Here is a 16528-nt window from a genome sequence, read left to right as displayed (position 1 = left end):
AAATAGATGTTTGAATATTATTTCGTTAAGCTCAACATCAATTTATTCAAACGAGTAACGAAGCTAGCGGGATCTTTCAAACTACCGCGCTCCGCTAACATTGCTTGTTCAAATAAAACTTGAGTCCATTGGTTAAACTGGTCATCGTCTTGTTCATCCGCGATGTGTTTAACTAATTCATGTTCAGCATTAATTTCAAAAATCGGTAATGACTCTGGTACTTCTTGACCAACTGATTGCATTAATTTCATCATTTGGCTACTCATATCGTTTTCGTCAGTAACGATACATGCAGGTGAATCAGTTAAGCGTTGCGACAACTTAACTTCTTTCACTTTGCCTTCAAGCGATGCTTTAATACGAGTAACAACTGAATCGAATTCTTGCTCAAGTTTTTCTTGTGCTTCTTTCGTTTCTTCGTCATCCATTTGGCCCAAGTCTAATCCGCCGCGAGTAACTGATTGTAATTGTTTACCATCAAACTCAGTTAAATGACTAATAAGCCACTCATCTATACGATCAGACATTAACAAGACTTCTATGCCTTTTTTGCGGAACACTTCAAGATGAGGACTGTTTTTAGCAGCTTCAAAACTATCAGCAACCACATAGTAAATTTTCTCTTGCCCTTCTTTCATTCGCTCAACGTATTGATCTAATGAAACGTTTTGAATGGCACTATCTTCATTAGTTGAAGCAAAGCGTAGTAATTTACCAATTTGTTCTTTGTTACCAAAGTCTTCAGCTGGGCCTTCTTTTAATACTTGACCAAATTCGTTCCAAAATACTTGGTATTGCTCTGCATCTTTCTTACCTAAACGTTCAAGCATTTTTAAAACACGTTTTGTACAACCCTTACGAATTGCTTGTGTGACTTTGTTATCTTGTAAAATCTCACGAGAAACGTTTAGTGGCAAATCGTTTGAGTCGAGCAATCCTTTAACAAAGCGCAAGTACGTGGGCATGAATTGCTCCGCATCATCCATTATAAATACGCGTTGAACATAAAGTTTTAAGCCGTGTTGTTTTTCACGGTTGTACATATCAAATGGTGCTTTTGTTGGAATATAAAGTAGCGATGTATATTCAGTTTTACCTTCTACTTTATTGTGCTCCCATAACAGCGGGTCGGCAAAGTCATGCGAAACATGCTTATAAAACTCTTTATATTCATCGTCTGAAACATCTGCTTTTTCACGTGTCCATAACGCAGTAGCTTTATTCACAGGCTCCCACTTTGCAGGTACTGCTTCTTTTGCTTCTACTGCAGGCTGAGTAATATTGCCATCTGCGTCTTTTTGCTCTTCAACTGCTTCAACGGCAGGTACTTCAGGGGTTAACATTTCAACCGATACTGAAATATGATCAGAGTACTTAGTTACAATTGATTTTAAGCGCCAATCATCAGCAAACTCAGTTTCCTCTTCTTTTAAATGAAGAATGATATCTGTTCCGCGATTTGATTTTTCGATAGTGCTAGTAGTGAATTCTCCTTCGCCAGCACTAACCCATTCAACACCTTCTGAAGCTAGAACCCCAGCTGCACGTGAGCGAACAGTTACTTTATCTGCTACAATGAATGCAGAATAAAAACCAACACCAAATTGCCCGATTAACTGCGAGTCAGCAGCTTGGTCACCTGAAAGTTGCGAAAAGAATTCAGCGGTACCTGATTTCGCAATAGTACCTAAATGCTCGATAACTTGATCATGCGTCATACCAATGCCGTTATCTGAAATCGTTAAGGTATTGTTTTCTTTATCAGCACTTACTCTTACACGTAAATTACCATCACCTTCGAACAAGCTGTCATCTGAAAGTGCTTTGAAACGCAATTTATCTGAAGCGTCGGCAGCATTTGATACTAATTCACGTAAGAAAATTTCTTTATTTGAATAAAGTGAATGGATCATTAGTTTAAGTACTTTAGCCGCATCTGTGCTAAAGGAATGATTTTGGGTTTGACCTGTCTCAGCCATCTGAAACATCTCCTAATTAACGATTGAACAAAACGAGATTAAAACGAACAGCCTAATCACTATAAAGGATAAGCTGTAGCGCTATTGATAGTTAACATGTGGGGGTAGAGAGATTTTTTTCAAGAGAAAAAAATAAAAATAAATTATTCAAAATTTAAAACAGTCACTAATACTGATAACTTTTTCGCCCAGAAAAAGCATGAGATAAAGTATTACCATCAACGTACTCTAGTTCACCTCCTACAGGTACACCATGCGCAATACGTGATATTGTTAATTGATATTTACTTGCAAGCTCAGCAATGTAATGAGCCGTAGCTTCACCTTCAACCGTTGGGTTTGTGGCTAATATAACTTCTCTGAACTGACCTGTTTCTAATTGCTTTGACAACACATCTAAGCCTAAATCGTCAGGACCAATACCATCTAATGGTGACAAATGTCCCATTAGAATAAAATAACGTCCTTGAAATTCACCTGTTTGCTCTATCGCTATTACATCAGCAGGGTTTTCAACTATACACATAGTTTCGCTAATTTTACGCTTAGGGCTTTGACATATTTGGCAAAGTTCGTCTTCGGTAAAATTACGACATTGCTGACAATGACCAATATGGATCATCGCCTTTCCTAAGGCATTAGCTAATTTTTCACCACCTGCTCTATTGCGTTCGAGCAAATGAAAAGCCATACGCTGAGCGGATTTCGCACCAACACCAGGCAAGCACTTTAACGTATCAATCAATTCTTGTACTAAAGGACTAAATTTCATAATCAACAATAACAAAATAAATTTTCTTTAGTTTAACATCGTATTGTTAACCCTAATACCTGTTTCAACAACTTTGTAAGCTTGCGCTATTAATGCTAATCATAATTAAAAATATAGGTAGTTCAACTCAGTACTATTGAAATGCGCTATAACTTCACCAGTGAATAGTTTTTTATGGTAGCATTTCAAGTAATTCACCTTATAAAGTAACTCTCTCGCAATGCTGTCAAATATTCTGATCACATTACTAGTGTTGATCATCACCACCATTATTTTATCTCGCCTATTTACCTTACCTCGTAATATTTGGGTTTTATTTTTAGCGCAACCATTAGTGATGTCTTGCTCACCTGTTATTGTTTTTATTGGTGGGATTTTATCCGCTCAGATGGTAACAGATAAAACACTATCAACATTGCCAATTACTATTATGATTTTAGGTGTAGCCGCAGGCGCTATACCTGCTGCTCTACTTGCCAACAAGAAAGGGAGAAAGTTTGCTGCGCTATTTGGTTTTTCTATAACAGTTACCGCATGCTTAATTGCCAGTTATGCAGTATATATTGCAAGATTTGAATATTTCATTATTGCCAGTGTTATGTTTGGCTTCAGTACTGCCTTTGTTCAGCAATTACGGTTTGCTGCGATAGAAAGCACAAAGGACGAAAAAAGCATACCTACCGTGTTATCCATTTTAATGTTAAGTGGTATTTTTGCCGCGTTTATTGGTCCTGAAGTTGCTGTAATGGCAAAAGATTGGATTGACTCGCCCTTAGGGTATTCAGGCTCTTTTTTATTTTTAGCCGTACTGGTTATTATTGCGATGTTGGTGATGCTGGCATTTAACAATCCCACTATTATTCATCAACCTAACGAAAGTGCTACACGTCCATTATGGGTAATAATAAAACAGCCTGTTTTTTTAGTTTCAATTGCCGCAGCTGCCATAGGCTTTGCTTTAATGAGTTATTTAATGACGGCGACGCCAATTAGTATGCATCATATGCAAGGGCATAGTATTAATGACACTAAATGGGTAATTCAAAGTCATATTGCTGCTATGTTTATACCTTCGTTATTTACCGGCTTTTTAGTAAAAAAAATCGGTTTAACAAACTTACTAATGTTAGGTACTATTATTTATACTATAGTTGCAATTATTGCTTTTTCTGGTGAACAGGTTATGCATTATTGGTGGGCACTATTACTACTAGGTGTGGGTTGGAATTTTCTTTATTTAACTGGTACTTCTTTATTACCCCAAAGTTATCAGCCTAATGAGCGTCATAAAGTGCAAGCAATAAATGATTTTATTATTTTTGGTTTTCAAGCAACAGCATCATTATTCGCTGGCTGGGTATTATTCAAAGCTGGATGGCATGCAGTGGTATTCTCTAGTATACCTTTTATTATTTTGTTGTTTGCTGTGTCGTGGTATTACTACAGAAAAGAACGCGTACCTAAGTGTGATAGAGTAGTTTTGTAATAGCACAACCGTTAAAGTGGTTAGATTGAACAAAATTCAAGCTCGAAAGTTTAACCGCTCCTAGTAACTGTGCTATAACTTAAGGTAACCAACAAAAGCTAGGGGGAGCTTTATACCTGTTTCATTAATGAAGTGATCTATTTTATACGCAGTAGTTGACTGCTTTAGCCAGTAGAAATGATCACATAGTTAGTGAGATTGGTATTAGATAATTGCAGTAAATTTGCCCCTACAATAAACAAACAGTACAAAGTATGATAAAACTGTACAAATGTACAAAGCAACTTTAAACTGGCACGAGAATTAAATGCATTATTGTGTTGAGAAATAAATGACAAAGTTAACTTTTTTGATTGTATATGGATTACTTTCGCTAAGTACCATTCCAATGTATAGCTATGCTCAAAAAGTTGATGTTTTTACTGAAAACTTCCCTCCTTTCCAAACTTATCAAGACAATCGTCTTGACGGTATAGCAACACAAAAAGTTAAAAAAATATTACAAAATGCTAATTTACAACCCGAATTTTATATTGTGCCATGGGCTAGAGCTTTTAATAGTGCTAAAAAAACTAAGAACACCCTAGTGTTTTCCATGCAACGTTCGCCAGAAAGGGAGCAATACTTCCATTGGTTAGAGGTTGTTACCAAAATTGAAAATGGTTTTGTATCTTTGAAAAAACGTAATATAAAACTTAATTCCTTAGATGAAGCTAAACACTACCTAACAGCGGTTGCTTTAGACAGTTACCCATATGAATATCTGATTTCTCAAGGTTTTTCTGAAGATAAAAACTTATTAGTTGTTAGCTCAAGAGAGACCCAATTAAATTTATTTTTAAGTGGAAAAGTAGATTTTGTTTTTCTAGATTTATACCATATGAAAGAGAGGCTGCTCTCTAGAAACTTACCTCCTACAATAATTGAGCATGCCTTAAAGTTGCCTGAATGGACCAAAGAGCTCTATTTAGCAATTAATAAAGATAGTGATCCTGAGCTTGTAAATAAACTAAAATCTGCTGTCAAAAAACACACTTCGCCTTAACATTGCCTTCAAAATTGTATTAAACTCCCATAACAATCATAAACATAAACTTGAAGTTACCGAAAAATTTAATGCAACTCCGAACTTATGTATTGCAATAGGCTTATACTAAATACATGAAAAACCTTCTTTTATCTTTTCCTGCAATTCGTCCAAAGTTTTTACTTTTAGCGCCTATTTGCGTATTTTTTGGTACAAGTATCGCTTTCTATCAACAAGTACCCCTAAATTATTTACATTTTACCCTTGCCATTATTGGAGCTCTATTCGCGGCGATTTCAGTTAATACGTTAAATGAATACCAAGACTTTCAAAGTGGCTTAGATTTAAACACAAGTAAAACCCCTTTTAGTGGTGGTAGTGGTTTACTTGAAAAACAGCCTGAGCTAGCCCCTACGGTCTTTAAAATATCAGTTGGTAGCTCTCTCGTTGTTTTCCTTATCGGTTGTTATTTTTTAACTACAATTGGGCCTGTTATTTTAGGTTTTGGTATTGTGGGGTTGGCCATAATTTGGTTATACACCAAATGGTTAAACAAACTGCCTTTTGCTTGTTTAATTGCACCAGGCTTAGGGTTTGGTTTGCTAATTGTGTTGGGGAGTTACTTTGTTGTCACCGGTACGCTTAACTTAATGGCTTCACAACTGGCCTATGTACCTTTCTTATTAGTAAGCAACTTATTGTTATTGAATCAGTACCCTGACATTGAAGCTGACAAAACAGCAGGTAGAAATCATATTTTAATTAAATACGGGGTAAATTTTGCTAATTACACCTATTTATTTTTTTCTATTCTTACTGTAATAAGTATTATTGCTTTATATTTTTATCACCAGTTGCCCCTACTAATTTTAGCGTCACTTATCCCTGCGTCGCTTACATTTATCGTATTTAAGGGGCTGTTAACCTATGGTAAAGACATTGGAAAGCAGCCCACTTATCTGGTGATGAATGTCATTGCAGCTAATATTACCCCATTAATTATGGCGCTGGTATTAGTCGCTTGTTAATTAGTGCGAGCAGGCACTTAGTAAAAACTAAAAGGGTTATACCCGTTTCATTAATTAGGTATTCTACTTTATACACAGTAGTATAACGTTATGAAAGTTCGTCTGGCCCCACTCGAACTATCACCTTACCAAAGTTCTTACCTGCTAATAGTCCAATAAATGCATCTACAGCATTTTCAAGCCCTGTTACTAGGTGCTCTTTGTCTTTAATTTCACCAGCCATTAGCCATTTTGACATCTGTTGGCTAAATTCAGCATAACGATGACCATAGTCATCAAAAACAATAAAGCCCTGCATTTTAATTCGTTTAACTAATAGTGACCCCATTAGCATTGCCATTCTGTCAGGCCCTTCAGGTAACTCAGTGGCGTTGTACTGAGAAATTAAGCCGCATAAAGGGATACGTGCACAGCTATTTAATAACGGCAATATAGCATCAAACACTTTACCACCAACATTTTCAAAGTAGACATCAATCCCTGCTGTTGCTACTGCGGACAACTGTTCTGCAAAATCATCCGCATAATGATCTAAACAATGATCAAATCCTAACGTATTAACGGCGTACTCGCACTTTTCAGCGCCGCCAGCAATACCAATAACGTTACACCCTTTTATTTTAGCTATTTGCCCCACTAAACTTCCTACAGCACCCGTTGCTGCTGCAACGACAACGGTTTCACCAGTTTTAGGCTGACCAATATCAAGTAAGCCCATATAAGCGGTTAAACCTGGCATTCCTAAAATACCGAGCGCTTTCGACGGATAAGGTAAATTATCTGAAAGTTTAAGCAGGTCTTTACCATCTGAAATACAGTAATCTTGCCATCCACTAAAAGCCACGACCCAATCACCAGTTTTATAGTCATCATTAAGTGATGATTCAACTCGACAAACTGCGCCACCTACCATAACTTCACCAAGGCCCACAGGTTCAGCATAAGACTTGGCATCATTCATTCTACCGCGCATATACGGGTCAAGTGACAAATAAACCGTGCGCAATAATACTTCGCCTTGTTTAGCGGTTGGTTTATCGGTTACTGCTAATTTAAAATTGTCTGGGTCAGGGGCGCCAAATGGGCGCGAAGCTAACAGTATTTGACGATTAGATTCAATTGTTTGAGATAACATAACTTCTGTCATATTTTGTTTTGTCATTGTCATTCCTAAGTGTATTTATGAGGCAGCTCTTACAACGCTTGCATCAATATTTTTCGACTAACTTCAGGGGTAATATCTTTGTTTTCACCTAAGGCGATCATGCCGTGCTGTTTAAGTCTTTCAATCAATCCATCAATTTTATCTTCACCAATATCCACTTGCGATAATCGGGTTGGCACTTGCATTGTTTCAAAAAAGCTTTCAGTTAACGCTATGGCTTGATCTATTCGTGAATTTTCATCACCTTCAGTTATCTGCCAAACTCGTTCAGCATACTGTAAAAGTTTTTCACGCTTAGCTGCTCGGCATACTTTCATTACCGCAGGTAGTACAATTGATAAAGTGCGTGCATGGTCAATGCCATAAGCACCTGTTAACTCATGGCCAATCATATGAGTAGACCAGTCTTGCGGTACGCCTGCACCAATAAGGCCATTAAGAGCCATAGTAGCTGACCACATAATATTGGCACGAACAGAAATATCAGCTTTTGAATTTTCAGATAATGCTTTCGGTCCTTCTTCAATCAGCGTCATTAACAACCCTTCAGAAAAGCGATCTTGTACTTTACCGTTAACACTGTAATTTAGGTATTGCTCCATTACATGTATAAAAGCATCGACCACACCATTACTAATTTGGCGATCTGATAATGACAAAGTCACACTTGGATCTAATACCGCAAATGTTGGGCATACTAACGGGCTAGAAAACCCAAGTTTATTGCCATCGCGTGTTACCACTGAATTACCATTACTTTCAGAGCCCGTTGCAGGTAAAGTTAAAATAGCGCCCAATGGCAGTGCTTGTTTCACTGGCTGTTGTTTCGCGAGAATATCCCAAGGATCATCACCCTCAAATAATGCTGCAGCTGCAATAAATTTTGCACCGTCAACAACAGAGCCTCCGCCTACCGCTAATAAATAATCGATATTTTCATTTTTAATAAGGGTTTGCGCTTTAATTAACGTGTCGTACTTTGGGTTTGGTTCAATACCTGAGAATTCACACCAAGTATGATTGGCTAATGCAGTTACAACTTGGTCGTAAACGCCATTACTTTTAATTGATCCACCACCATAAATAACTAATACTTTTGCGGTTAAGGGTATCTCACGTGTAACTTTTTTAATTTGACCTTCACCAAAATGAATTGCCGTTGCATTTTTAAAACTGAAATTTAACATTGAAAAACCTACTTATATTAAGAATTGATGTGTGACAACAGCTTTTCAGCCGCTAGTGCTGAACTTGCTGGATTTTGACCTGAAATAATTAGGCCGTCTTGAACGGCAAAAGGATGCCAGTCTTGGGTTTTTTGATAAACGCCACCACGTTTAATTAACTCATCTTCGAGTAAAAAAGGCACAATATTAGTTAATTGAACAGCATCTTCTTCACCATTTGTAAAACCTGTAACCGCTTTACCATTAATTGCCAATGTACCCGAGCTATCTTTTACATTTAATAATGCAGCACTTGCATGGCATACGGTGGCAACAGGTTTATTAGTCGCTAAAAAACGCTCAATTAATGCTATTGAATGAACACTCTCAGTTAAGTCCCATAATGGACCGTGACCACCTGGATAAAAAACCCCATCATAATCTGTTGCATTAACTTCTGATAACTTTACTGTTGTAGCTATTTTTTGTTGGGTTTGTGTATCGTTATCGAAACGTTTAGTGGCTAATGTTTGAAAATCAGCTAGCTGACTTTTAGGGTCAATAGGTGCTTGACCACCTTTTGGCGATGCCAGTACAACCTCTACACCAGCATCAAGAAATATATAGTATGGTGCTGCAAACTCTTCAACCCAAAATCCTGTTTTCTCGCCTGTGTTACCAAGTTCATCATGCGATGTGAGAACCATTAATACCTTTTTAGTCATTTCTTTTCGCCTTTTATCGCTTTATTTCTTTAATGCGGCAAGTATAGTCCTATAGTTACAGACTAACAATGTAGAGAAATTTAACTTTATTAGTCAAATAATTGATACAATAATATTCTAACGTTTAGAAATGTAATTACACATGAATATTTCATTTGAACAACTTAAAAGTATGGTCGTTTTTGCTCAAGTTATTGAACAAGGCAGTTTAAGCGGTGCAGCAAGACATATTGGCCTTTCACGCGCCGTAGTTAGCTATCATCTAAAAAAGCTTGAGGCACAATTAGGAGTAAAGCTACTAAACAGAACAACACGTTCAATAAATCTTACTGAAGCAGGACAAGCATATTATTTACGCTGCAAAGTTATAGCTGAACAAGCAAACGCGGCCAATCAACAAATTGAAAGCATTAAAAATGAACCTGAAGGCTTATTAAAAATTACCTGCCCAGTAAATGTTGGTTTACAAATGGTGGTGCCTGCATTAAATGACTTTAGAAAGCTATACCCAAAAATAACATTAGATGTAATGTTAACCGATGAAGTCGTTAACATTATGAAAGAAGGGATTGATCTAGCCATAAGAGGCGCGCCGTTAGCAGACTCTGGTTTACAAGCAAAAAAATTAGCCACATTACCTACCTGTTTATGTGGCGCACCTGAATACTTTCAGCAATATGGCTACCCTAAAACACCAGCCGACTTAGGTAGTCATCAATGGGTAATTTATAAACTTACTTCTGGCGTATTAACACTTAAGCAAGGGAGTCGTTCGTATAGCATTGCAACTAAAGGTTCAATCAGCACAAATAATGCTGCCGCGCGAACTGCATTTGTTGAAGCGGGTAATGGACTGGCACGAATACCTACATATGATGCTTGGCCAAAAATACAATCAGGAACATTAGAAGTTGTGTTAAAAGACTACAAGTTAAATGATATCAATATTTATGGTGTTTTCCCTCCTGGCACTGCAAGTAACAAAAAACTCAGGTTGTTATTAAACTTCTTAGAGGGTTTCTTTGAACGGCAGTTAGGGCATACCGAGATTTCAGTAAAATAAATGTCCTTTGCTTATTTTATCCGCTGCAAATATAGCTCACTCTTGATATATTATGCGCTAATTACGTTTTCACATTTTAAGGTTATCTGTTGAGTCATTTTATTTGGAATATCGACCCAGTACTTATTGCTATTGGTCCCCTCACTATTCATTGGTATGGCGCTTTATTTGCCAGCGCTATATTCGTTGGTTTGTATTTTATGAAGTGGATTTTTATACAAGAAAAGCAGCCTGTTGATAAGCTAGATAATTTATTAATGTATGCCGTTATTGGCATTGTTATTGGCGCTCGTTTAGGTCATTGTTTATTTTATGATCCAGGGTATTACTTAGCAAACCCATTAAAAATATTAGCTATCTGGGAAGGCGGATTAGCCAGCCATGGTGGCGGCTTAGGTGTTATTATAGCGGTTTACTTCTATTGTAAACGTCATCAACAAGACCTGCTGTGGTTACTTGATCGTTTAGCAATAACTACCGCGCTTTTTGGTATATTTGTTCGTAGTGCAAACTTTGTTAACTCAGAAATTATTGGTAAAGTAACTGATGTTTCATGGGCTGTCGTTTTTCAGCGTATTGATAACTTACCTCGCCATCCGGCGCAACTTTATGAAGCGCTCGCTTATTTAATTATCTTTGTCGTTTTAACGTTAATTTATCGTTCAACCTCAGCTAAAAATAACCGTGGTATGCTATTGGGCTTATTTTTAATTATGACTTTTACAGCTCGCTTTATTGTTGAATTTTTCAAACAACAACAAGCTGCTTACTCAATAGAAGTGTCTTTAAATACGGGTCAAATGCTAAGTATTCCATTTTTTATCATTGGTATATACCTCGTACTTTCTTCAACCAAACGTATGACTAAAGGATAGATCATGGCTAAAAAACATTACGTTGTTTGGAAAGGTGAAAAAACGGGCGTTTTTGACAACTGGGGCACTGTGCAACGCTTAACAGCCGGACGTTCTGATGCTCAATTTATGGGGTTTCCTTCAAAAGAAGAAGCAGAGGGCGCCTTTAAATCAAGTTATACCAAAGCACTAATGAACCGTTCAAAAAATAAAAGTGGTTCGGCTATAAGTTCTGGCACTAAAGCATCAGGCAATAAATCAACAAGTGCGTCTCCAGTAATTAAAGCCGACATTCAAATATACTGTGATGGTGCTTGCTCGCCTAATCCAGGTAAGTCAGGAACTGGTCTAGCTGTATATCAACATAATAAACTTACGCAATTATGGTACGGTTTATATAATGCTAATGGCACAAATAACACAGCAGAATTAAACGGAATGCTTGCTGCATTTAAACTTGCTAAACAATACTTATTAACACATGAAAGCGTGCAAGTTTTATCTGACTCTAAATACTCAATAGACAGCATAACTAAATGGGCAGTAGGCTGGAAAAATAAAGGCTGGAAAAAGGCAAATGGCGAGGCAATTAAAAATCCAGAATTAGTACAAGCATGTTTCAGCTTATACCAAGAAATTAAAGACAAGGTTACTGTTACTCATGTTAAAGGGCATGCCAATAATGAAGGTAATGAGTTATCAGATCGTATGGCGGTATACGCTCGTATTCATAAAGAAGTGGGCTTGGTACGTTTTACAGAAACACTAGATATTAAAACAATATTGGCGATGGAGTCTGGTTAACAGCTCAACTTATATCAATTAGGCACTATAAAACCTTAAACTGGGCATAAACTTGTTCATCAATCGCTAATGTCAGTTTATCTAACGACATTAGTGATATTTCAGCTAAAATTAACTGTTCATTTAATGCCAGTGTGATGAGTGCAGCACTTGGTTGGCGTTCAATCTTTCGCACTGTCACTTTCAATAAGTTTACAATACTGGTGAGGCTTGGCTTAGTTTTAGATAAACTCACTTTGTTCGCGTTAAGTGATAACAACACATTACCTTGATACATATCATTAGCATGCACAGTCACTGCTTGTTCATTTTCTCCATCGAGTAACACTTTTGCTAATTGGTACTTTTCAATATGCTCAATAACTTTACCGCGTAAAGCTGTTACCGCTTGTTGGCCATGCCCTTGACTATAACGAGTGATAATTTCATTACTAACGCCATGCTTAATCACTTTACCCTGCTTTAATATAACAATATAACTGGCGACTAAACTCAACTCACGTAGTGAATGACTAACAATTATAAATTCAATGCCATAATTGGCTTTCAACCAAGGGAGCAATCTAAGCATTTGCTCTCGTGTTTGCCAATCTAAAGCTGAAAATGGTTCATCCAATAGAATTAATGATTTACCCGACAACAAGCTGCGGGCAAAAGCAATACGCTGTATTTCTCCGCCTGACAACGTTGATATATTCTGTTCAAGTAAAGGTAAAAGGTTGCACCATTTAATAACTTCATCGAAAGTAAAAGGCACAGTATCACTATAATTTCCGTGCCTTAGCACCAACGCTAAATTTTGTTTCACTGTTAAATGAGAAAATAAATAGCCATGCTGATTTTGATAGCAACAAGGTGAATGTTCGGGCAATAACGCAGTAATATCGTCTTGATAGTAAACAATTTGCTTTCCCCTGGTTTGAACGATACCCGCTATATGTTTAAGCAAGGTCGACTTACCTGCACCAGAATCTCCAAAAACACCCACAACATGTTCTTTTATCGAAAGCATTAAATCAAGCTCAAGCACAAAAGCTGACGCTGTATTATTATCTAAGGGATGACAGAGCTTTATCGATAAACTCATATTACAATGCTAACTTCATATTAAGACTCAAACATAGACGGACGATTAAACTTATATAATAAAATTAAGCTAAAAAAAGAGCTTAGCAATAAAATCAAGGCTAACACATGTGCTTTCTCATAATCGAGAGCTTCTACATGATTATAAAGCGCGATCGACATTACTTGTGTTTCACCGGGTAAGTTACCACCAATCATCAACACCAAACCAAACTCCCCTAGCGTATGTGCAAAGCCAAGTGTGGCAGCAGTAATAATAGCCGGTTTTATCATAGGCAATACTATGTATAACATGCGTTTAGTTGAATTTAAGCCCAAACTGGCCGCTACACTTTCATACTGGCGTCCTAATTGACAAAAACCTGAATAGAGTGGTTGTACAACAAAAGGTAAAGAATAAATAAGTGAACCTAATAAAATACCCGTAAAACTAAAGACTAATTGCTGCCCTGTTACCGTAACCCACAAACTGCCAAACCAAGATTGTGGTGAAAAAAATATCAACAAATAAAACCCTAGCACCGTTGGAGGAAGCACCAATGGCATTGCAATGAGCGCTTGTATAATAGACTTGCCTCGACCATGGTAACGCGATAACCACCATGCTAATGGCAGTCCAATAATCAATAAAATAACCACGGTAAATAGCGCAAGTTTAAGAGTTAGCCATAACGCAAGTGCATCAGACTGCCAAGCATCCATTAAATAGCACCTAAAGCAATTGCTTTATTTACTGAGCTGTAGCCCATTGTTTGTAATTTAGTTTGAGTAGAAGCAGAAAGTATAAATTCAAGCAAAGCTTGTGCTGCTTTTTTATGCTTTGATGCTTTTAATAAAACAACTTGTTGAGCAATTGGCCCGTGAAACGTTTGCGGTACCAGCCAATAATTATTATTAATTGACTGATTTTTTAATAGTGAATAGGCAACAAAACCAGCAAGCACATTACCTGAGTCAACAAATTGAAATGTTTGATTAATATTATTACCTAATATAAGGGTTGAATTAAACTTAGTGCTTAGCTTTAAATACGCTAACGTTTGTTCAGCCGCCTTTCCATAAGGTGCTAGCCGGGGGTTAGCAATCGCTAATCGTTGATCAAAGTTAGTTAAAAACGACTGACCAACAATTGCTTTGCTCTGAGGCGACCATAACGCTATACGCCCGTAAACATAGGTATTTCTATTAGTTGTTAAACCTTGGCTTTCAAGTAACTCTGGGCGCTCTACATCAGCTGAAAAAAACAAATCGAATGGAGCGCCCCGAACCACTTGCGCATAAAGTAGTCCGCTAGCGCCTGAAGATAATTTAACTTTTATGCCAGTTTCTTGCTCAAACTGACGAGATAGTAGAGTGAGCGCATGATGAAAATTACTTGCTACCGCAACACGTAATTCTTTGGCTATAGCACAGGGTTGAAATAGGCTTAATAAAAAAAAAGTACCAATTATGTGTTTATACATATTACTCTTGCCAACGTAACATAGCTTGTTGATCTTTATCATTAAAATCAACCCATTTATCACCCTGCTCAGTGCTTTCTTTTTTCCAAAATGGCGCCTGATTTTTTAAGTAATCCATAATAAATTGGCAAGCCTCAAATGCAACTTCGCGATGACGACTGGTTACACCCACAAAGACAATTTGATCACTCAGCGCTAATTGCCCTACTCGATGAATTACTCGAACCTTACCTAAATCCCAGCGCTGCTTAGCTTGCTGCACTATACTTTTCAATGATTTTTCTGTCATACCTGGATAATGCTCTAAGGTTAATTCTTTAACCGAATTACCTTGATTAACATCGCGCACTAAACCAACGAAAGTAACAACGGCCCCTTCCGAACGAGCATCTTGAATTAGTGCATGATACTCATCACCTACGTTAAAGTCTTTTTGCTGCACAGATATCATAGTTAACCACCTGTCACTGGGGGGAAAAATGCAATTTCATCACCGGTGTTAATCACATAGTCGTCGCTTGCCATTGTTTGATTAACCGCAGATAACACAGTACCTTGCTCTAATAATTGCAGCCAAAGACCACCACGTTGCTGTAACTTAGCCTTAACTTGTGCAACTGAACTTGGGTATGGCAACTCTACTTGAGTGTTAGCACACCCTAAACGTTCTTTAAGTTGACCAAAAAAAAGTATTTTATTCATAGATTCCTCATCTATAACTGCTAAAGCCAAAGAGTCAATTAAATACACTAAACAAATAAATAGTCAGTCATTAGCGCTGCCAATGCCCTGTTTTACCGCCTTGTTTATCCATTACTTTAATGCCAGATATTTCCATCAATGGATCACTTGCTTTACACATATCAAATAATGTTAATAATGCCACACTAACCGCAGTAAGTGCTTCCATTTCTACGCCTGTTTTACCGGTTAGTTTGCACATACCAGAGACAAAAATTTTTTGTTCTTCTTCATTAATGTCGAAGTTAAGTTCAACTTTAGTTAATGCTAACGGATGACATAAAGGAATTAAGTCAGCACACTTTTTTGCGGCTTGAATACCAGCGATACGAGCAGTGGCAATAACATCACCCTTTTTATTACTGTTATCTTTTATTGCAGCAATAGTTTGGCTATTCATTGAAATAGCACCTTGTGCTGTAGCTATACGTACTGTATTACTTTTATCAGTAACATCAACCATATTAGCTTGGCCTTGCTCATTTACGTGCGTTAGCATAGCTTACCCTCTTGTAGCACAGCTATTAGCTGACGGTACTGATAAATGAGGAACAAAGTTACAAGGCTTATGGCTTGCGTCTAGTTGCGATTGAATTATTTTTTGCCATGCTGTTTTACAAGCACCTGTAGAACCCGGCATACAAAATATTACAGTGCCATTTGCAAGGCCAGCAATAGCACGAGATTGAATAGTAGAGGCTGATATTTCACTGTAAGATAACTGCCTAAATAACTCACCAAAGCCCTCAACCGTTTTATCAAATAATGGTGTTAACGCTTCTGGAGTAGAATCTCTTTCAGTAAACCCTGTTCCACCGGTAACTAAAATAACTTGAATTGTTTCACTTGCAATCCACTGCGATATAACAGCGCGCATTTGATATATATCGTCTTTAACGATCTCTTTATCAGTGAGTTGATGTCCTGACTCTTGTAGGGCACTTACTAAATACCCCCCCGAAGTATCGGTTGATTCATCACGTGTGTCTGAAACGGTTAATACCGCAATATTTAATGCTTGAAATGGTAACGAAGTATGAGACATGCACAACAGCCTTTTAACAAACTTAAAGTAAATCACTATAGTACCGCAGGCCCTTAAAAGATGAAACATACGAGAGCTACTAATAGAAATAAAAACCGATCAAATTAACAAAGTTAAAGTAAAA

General features: G+C 37.3%; 18 protein-coding genes. 6 read left to right on the top strand and 12 right to left on the bottom strand.

Going from position 1 to position 16528, the window contains the following annotated elements; genetic code table 11:
• Nucleotides 1-17: 17 nt before the first annotated feature.
• Both htpG and recR read right to left on the bottom strand, forming a co-directional pair.
• Nucleotides 18-1979, bottom strand: a complete 1962-nt coding sequence (gene htpG / locus QUD79_RS06395) for a molecular chaperone HtpG (RefSeq protein ID WP_184425669.1) — start codon at nucleotides 1977-1979, stop codon at nucleotides 18-20.
• Nucleotides 1980-2145: 166 nt separating this feature from the next.
• Nucleotides 2146-2751, bottom strand: coding sequence for a recombination mediator RecR (gene recR, locus QUD79_RS06390; protein WP_184425667.1), 606 nt, complete (start codon nucleotides 2749-2751; stop codon nucleotides 2146-2148).
• 220 nt (nucleotides 2752-2971) lie between these two features.
• Between recR and QUD79_RS06385 the strand changes: the two genes are divergently transcribed.
• The 3 genes from QUD79_RS06385 (at nucleotide 2972) to QUD79_RS06375 (ending at nucleotide 6292) form a co-directional block, all read left to right on the top strand.
• Entirely contained in the window at nucleotides 2972-4237 is a 1266-nt protein-coding gene (locus QUD79_RS06385) for an MFS transporter (protein WP_184425665.1), read from the top strand.
• Between the two features lie 331 nt (nucleotides 4238-4568).
• The gene (locus QUD79_RS06380) at nucleotides 4569-5282 is read left to right on the top strand and encodes a substrate-binding periplasmic protein (protein ID WP_184425663.1); all 714 of its coding nucleotides are present in this window, start codon (nucleotides 4569-4571) and stop codon (nucleotides 5280-5282) included.
• 116 nt (nucleotides 5283-5398) lie between these two features.
• Nucleotides 5399-6292: a prenyltransferase gene (locus tag QUD79_RS06375; protein WP_184425661.1), complete on the top strand. Its 894-nt coding sequence runs from the start codon at nucleotides 5399-5401 to the stop codon at nucleotides 6290-6292.
• A gap of 88 nt (nucleotides 6293-6380) precedes the next feature.
• Here the strand turns inward: QUD79_RS06375 and curA are convergent, their stop codons facing one another.
• The 3 genes from curA to QUD79_RS06360 are packed head-to-tail and all read right to left on the bottom strand — an operon-like array spanning nucleotide 6381 to nucleotide 9348.
• On the bottom strand, nucleotides 6381-7460 hold the full coding sequence (curA, locus tag QUD79_RS06370) for an NADPH-dependent curcumin/dihydrocurcumin reductase (protein WP_221435248.1): 1080 nt from the start codon (nucleotides 7458-7460) through the stop codon (nucleotides 6381-6383).
• 26 nt (nucleotides 7461-7486) lie between these two features.
• Nucleotides 7487-8644 carry an iron-containing alcohol dehydrogenase gene (locus QUD79_RS06365; protein WP_184425659.1) on the bottom strand — a complete coding sequence of 386 codons (1158 nt, stop codon included), beginning with the start codon at nucleotides 8642-8644 and terminating at the stop codon, nucleotides 7487-7489.
• Between the two features lie 17 nt (nucleotides 8645-8661).
• Nucleotides 8662-9348 (bottom strand): type 1 glutamine amidotransferase domain-containing protein, encoded by a 687-nt coding sequence (locus tag QUD79_RS06360; RefSeq protein WP_184425657.1) that lies wholly within the window; start codon nucleotides 9346-9348, stop codon nucleotides 8662-8664.
• A gap of 142 nt (nucleotides 9349-9490) precedes the next feature.
• Here QUD79_RS06360 and QUD79_RS06355 point away from each other — a divergent pair, with 142 nt between their 5' ends.
• The 3 genes from QUD79_RS06355 to QUD79_RS06345 all read left to right on the top strand — a co-directional run bounded on the left by QUD79_RS06355 (nucleotide 9491) and on the right by QUD79_RS06345 (nucleotide 12069).
• A complete protein-coding gene (locus QUD79_RS06355; protein ID WP_184425655.1) occupies nucleotides 9491-10411 on the top strand; it encodes a LysR family transcriptional regulator in 921 nt (306 codons plus the stop codon).
• An 89-nt stretch (nucleotides 10412-10500) separates the two neighbouring features.
• Entirely contained in the window at nucleotides 10501-11286 is a 786-nt protein-coding gene (gene lgt / locus QUD79_RS06350; protein ID WP_184425653.1) for a prolipoprotein diacylglyceryl transferase, read from the top strand.
• A 3-nt stretch (nucleotides 11287-11289) separates the two neighbouring features.
• Complete coding sequence (locus QUD79_RS06345; RefSeq protein ID WP_184425652.1) at nucleotides 11290-12069, top strand: ribonuclease H family protein; 780 nt, start codon at nucleotides 11290-11292, stop codon at nucleotides 12067-12069.
• 25 nt (nucleotides 12070-12094) lie between these two features.
• Here the strand turns inward: QUD79_RS06345 and QUD79_RS06340 are convergent, their stop codons facing one another.
• The 7 genes from QUD79_RS06340 to moaB form a co-directional block, all read right to left on the bottom strand.
• Nucleotides 12095-13156 (bottom strand): ATP-binding cassette domain-containing protein, encoded by a 1062-nt coding sequence (locus QUD79_RS06340; RefSeq protein ID WP_184425650.1) that lies wholly within the window; start codon nucleotides 13154-13156, stop codon nucleotides 12095-12097.
• 20 nt (nucleotides 13157-13176) lie between these two features.
• Nucleotides 13177-13857 (bottom strand): molybdate ABC transporter permease subunit, encoded by a 681-nt coding sequence (modB, locus tag QUD79_RS06335; protein ID WP_184425648.1) that lies wholly within the window; start codon nucleotides 13855-13857, stop codon nucleotides 13177-13179.
• Nucleotides 13857-14618, bottom strand: a complete 762-nt coding sequence (gene modA / locus QUD79_RS06330; protein WP_184425645.1) for a molybdate ABC transporter substrate-binding protein — start codon at nucleotides 14616-14618, stop codon at nucleotides 13857-13859. Before modA ends, modB begins: the two co-directional genes overlap by 1 nt.
• 1 nt (nucleotide 14619) lies before the next feature.
• Nucleotides 14620-15069, bottom strand: coding sequence for a molybdopterin synthase catalytic subunit MoaE (gene moaE, locus QUD79_RS06325; protein WP_184425643.1), 450 nt, complete (start codon nucleotides 15067-15069; stop codon nucleotides 14620-14622).
• Between the two features lie 2 nt (nucleotides 15070-15071).
• Nucleotides 15072-15320: a molybdopterin converting factor subunit 1 gene (gene moaD / locus QUD79_RS06320; protein WP_184425641.1), complete on the bottom strand. Its 249-nt coding sequence runs from the start codon at nucleotides 15318-15320 to the stop codon at nucleotides 15072-15074.
• A 70-nt stretch (nucleotides 15321-15390) separates the two neighbouring features.
• Nucleotides 15391-15858 carry a cyclic pyranopterin monophosphate synthase MoaC gene (gene moaC, locus QUD79_RS06315; RefSeq protein ID WP_184425639.1) on the bottom strand — a complete coding sequence of 156 codons (468 nt, stop codon included), beginning with the start codon at nucleotides 15856-15858 and terminating at the stop codon, nucleotides 15391-15393.
• A gap of 3 nt (nucleotides 15859-15861) precedes the next feature.
• The gene (gene moaB, locus QUD79_RS06310; protein WP_184425637.1) at nucleotides 15862-16404 is read right to left on the bottom strand and encodes a molybdenum cofactor biosynthesis protein B; all 543 of its coding nucleotides are present in this window, start codon (nucleotides 16402-16404) and stop codon (nucleotides 15862-15864) included.
• Between the last annotated feature and the right edge of the window lie 124 nt (nucleotides 16405-16528).

Origin of the sequence: Thalassotalea piscium (genome assembly GCF_030295935.1) — a bacterium.
Taxonomy (GTDB): Bacteria; Pseudomonadota; Gammaproteobacteria; order Enterobacterales; family Alteromonadaceae; genus Thalassotalea_B; species Thalassotalea_B piscium.
Note: the sequence above shows the minus strand (reverse complement) of the source record. Positions and strands in the feature narration are given on the sequence as shown.

What these genes read in the sequence shown, in the direction of transcription:
- QUD79_RS06380 (WP_184425663.1), top strand. Translation starts at nt 4,569, where the DNA reads ATGACAAAGTTAACTTTTTTGATTGTATATGGATTACTTTCGCTAAGT.
- moaE (WP_184425643.1), bottom strand. Translation starts at nt 15,069, where the DNA reads ATGATATCTGTGCAGCAAAAAGACTTTAACGTAGGTGATGAGTATCAT.
- moaC (WP_184425639.1), bottom strand. Translation starts at nt 15,858, where the DNA reads ATGCTAACGCACGTAAATGAGCAAGGCCAAGCTAATATGGTTGATGTT.
- QUD79_RS06345 (WP_184425652.1), top strand. Translation starts at nt 11,290, where the DNA reads ATGGCTAAAAAACATTACGTTGTTTGGAAAGGTGAAAAAACGGGCGTT.
- QUD79_RS06340 (WP_184425650.1), bottom strand. Translation starts at nt 13,156, where the DNA reads ATGAGTTTATCGATAAAGCTCTGTCATCCCTTAGATAATAATACAGCG.
- curA (WP_221435248.1), bottom strand. Translation starts at nt 7,460, where the DNA reads ATGACAATGACAAAACAAAATATGACAGAAGTTATGTTATCTCAAACA.
- modB (WP_184425648.1), bottom strand. Translation starts at nt 13,857, where the DNA reads ATGGATGCTTGGCAGTCTGATGCACTTGCGTTATGGCTAACTCTTAAA.
- QUD79_RS06375 (WP_184425661.1), top strand. Translation starts at nt 5,399, where the DNA reads ATGAAAAACCTTCTTTTATCTTTTCCTGCAATTCGTCCAAAGTTTTTA.
- htpG (WP_184425669.1), bottom strand. Translation starts at nt 1,979, where the DNA reads ATGGCTGAGACAGGTCAAACCCAAAATCATTCCTTTAGCACAGATGCG.
- recR (WP_184425667.1), bottom strand. Translation starts at nt 2,751, where the DNA reads ATGAAATTTAGTCCTTTAGTACAAGAATTGATTGATACGTTAAAGTGC.
- QUD79_RS06355 (WP_184425655.1), top strand. Translation starts at nt 9,491, where the DNA reads ATGAATATTTCATTTGAACAACTTAAAAGTATGGTCGTTTTTGCTCAA.
- moaD (WP_184425641.1), bottom strand. Translation starts at nt 15,320, where the DNA reads ATGAATAAAATACTTTTTTTTGGTCAACTTAAAGAACGTTTAGGGTGT.
- QUD79_RS06365 (WP_184425659.1), bottom strand. Translation starts at nt 8,644, where the DNA reads ATGTTAAATTTCAGTTTTAAAAATGCAACGGCAATTCATTTTGGTGAA.
- QUD79_RS06385 (WP_184425665.1), top strand. Translation starts at nt 2,972, where the DNA reads ATGCTGTCAAATATTCTGATCACATTACTAGTGTTGATCATCACCACC.
- moaB (WP_184425637.1), bottom strand. Translation starts at nt 16,404, where the DNA reads ATGTCTCATACTTCGTTACCATTTCAAGCATTAAATATTGCGGTATTA.
- modA (WP_184425645.1), bottom strand. Translation starts at nt 14,618, where the DNA reads ATGTATAAACACATAATTGGTACTTTTTTTTTATTAAGCCTATTTCAA.
- QUD79_RS06360 (WP_184425657.1), bottom strand. Translation starts at nt 9,348, where the DNA reads ATGACTAAAAAGGTATTAATGGTTCTCACATCGCATGATGAACTTGGT.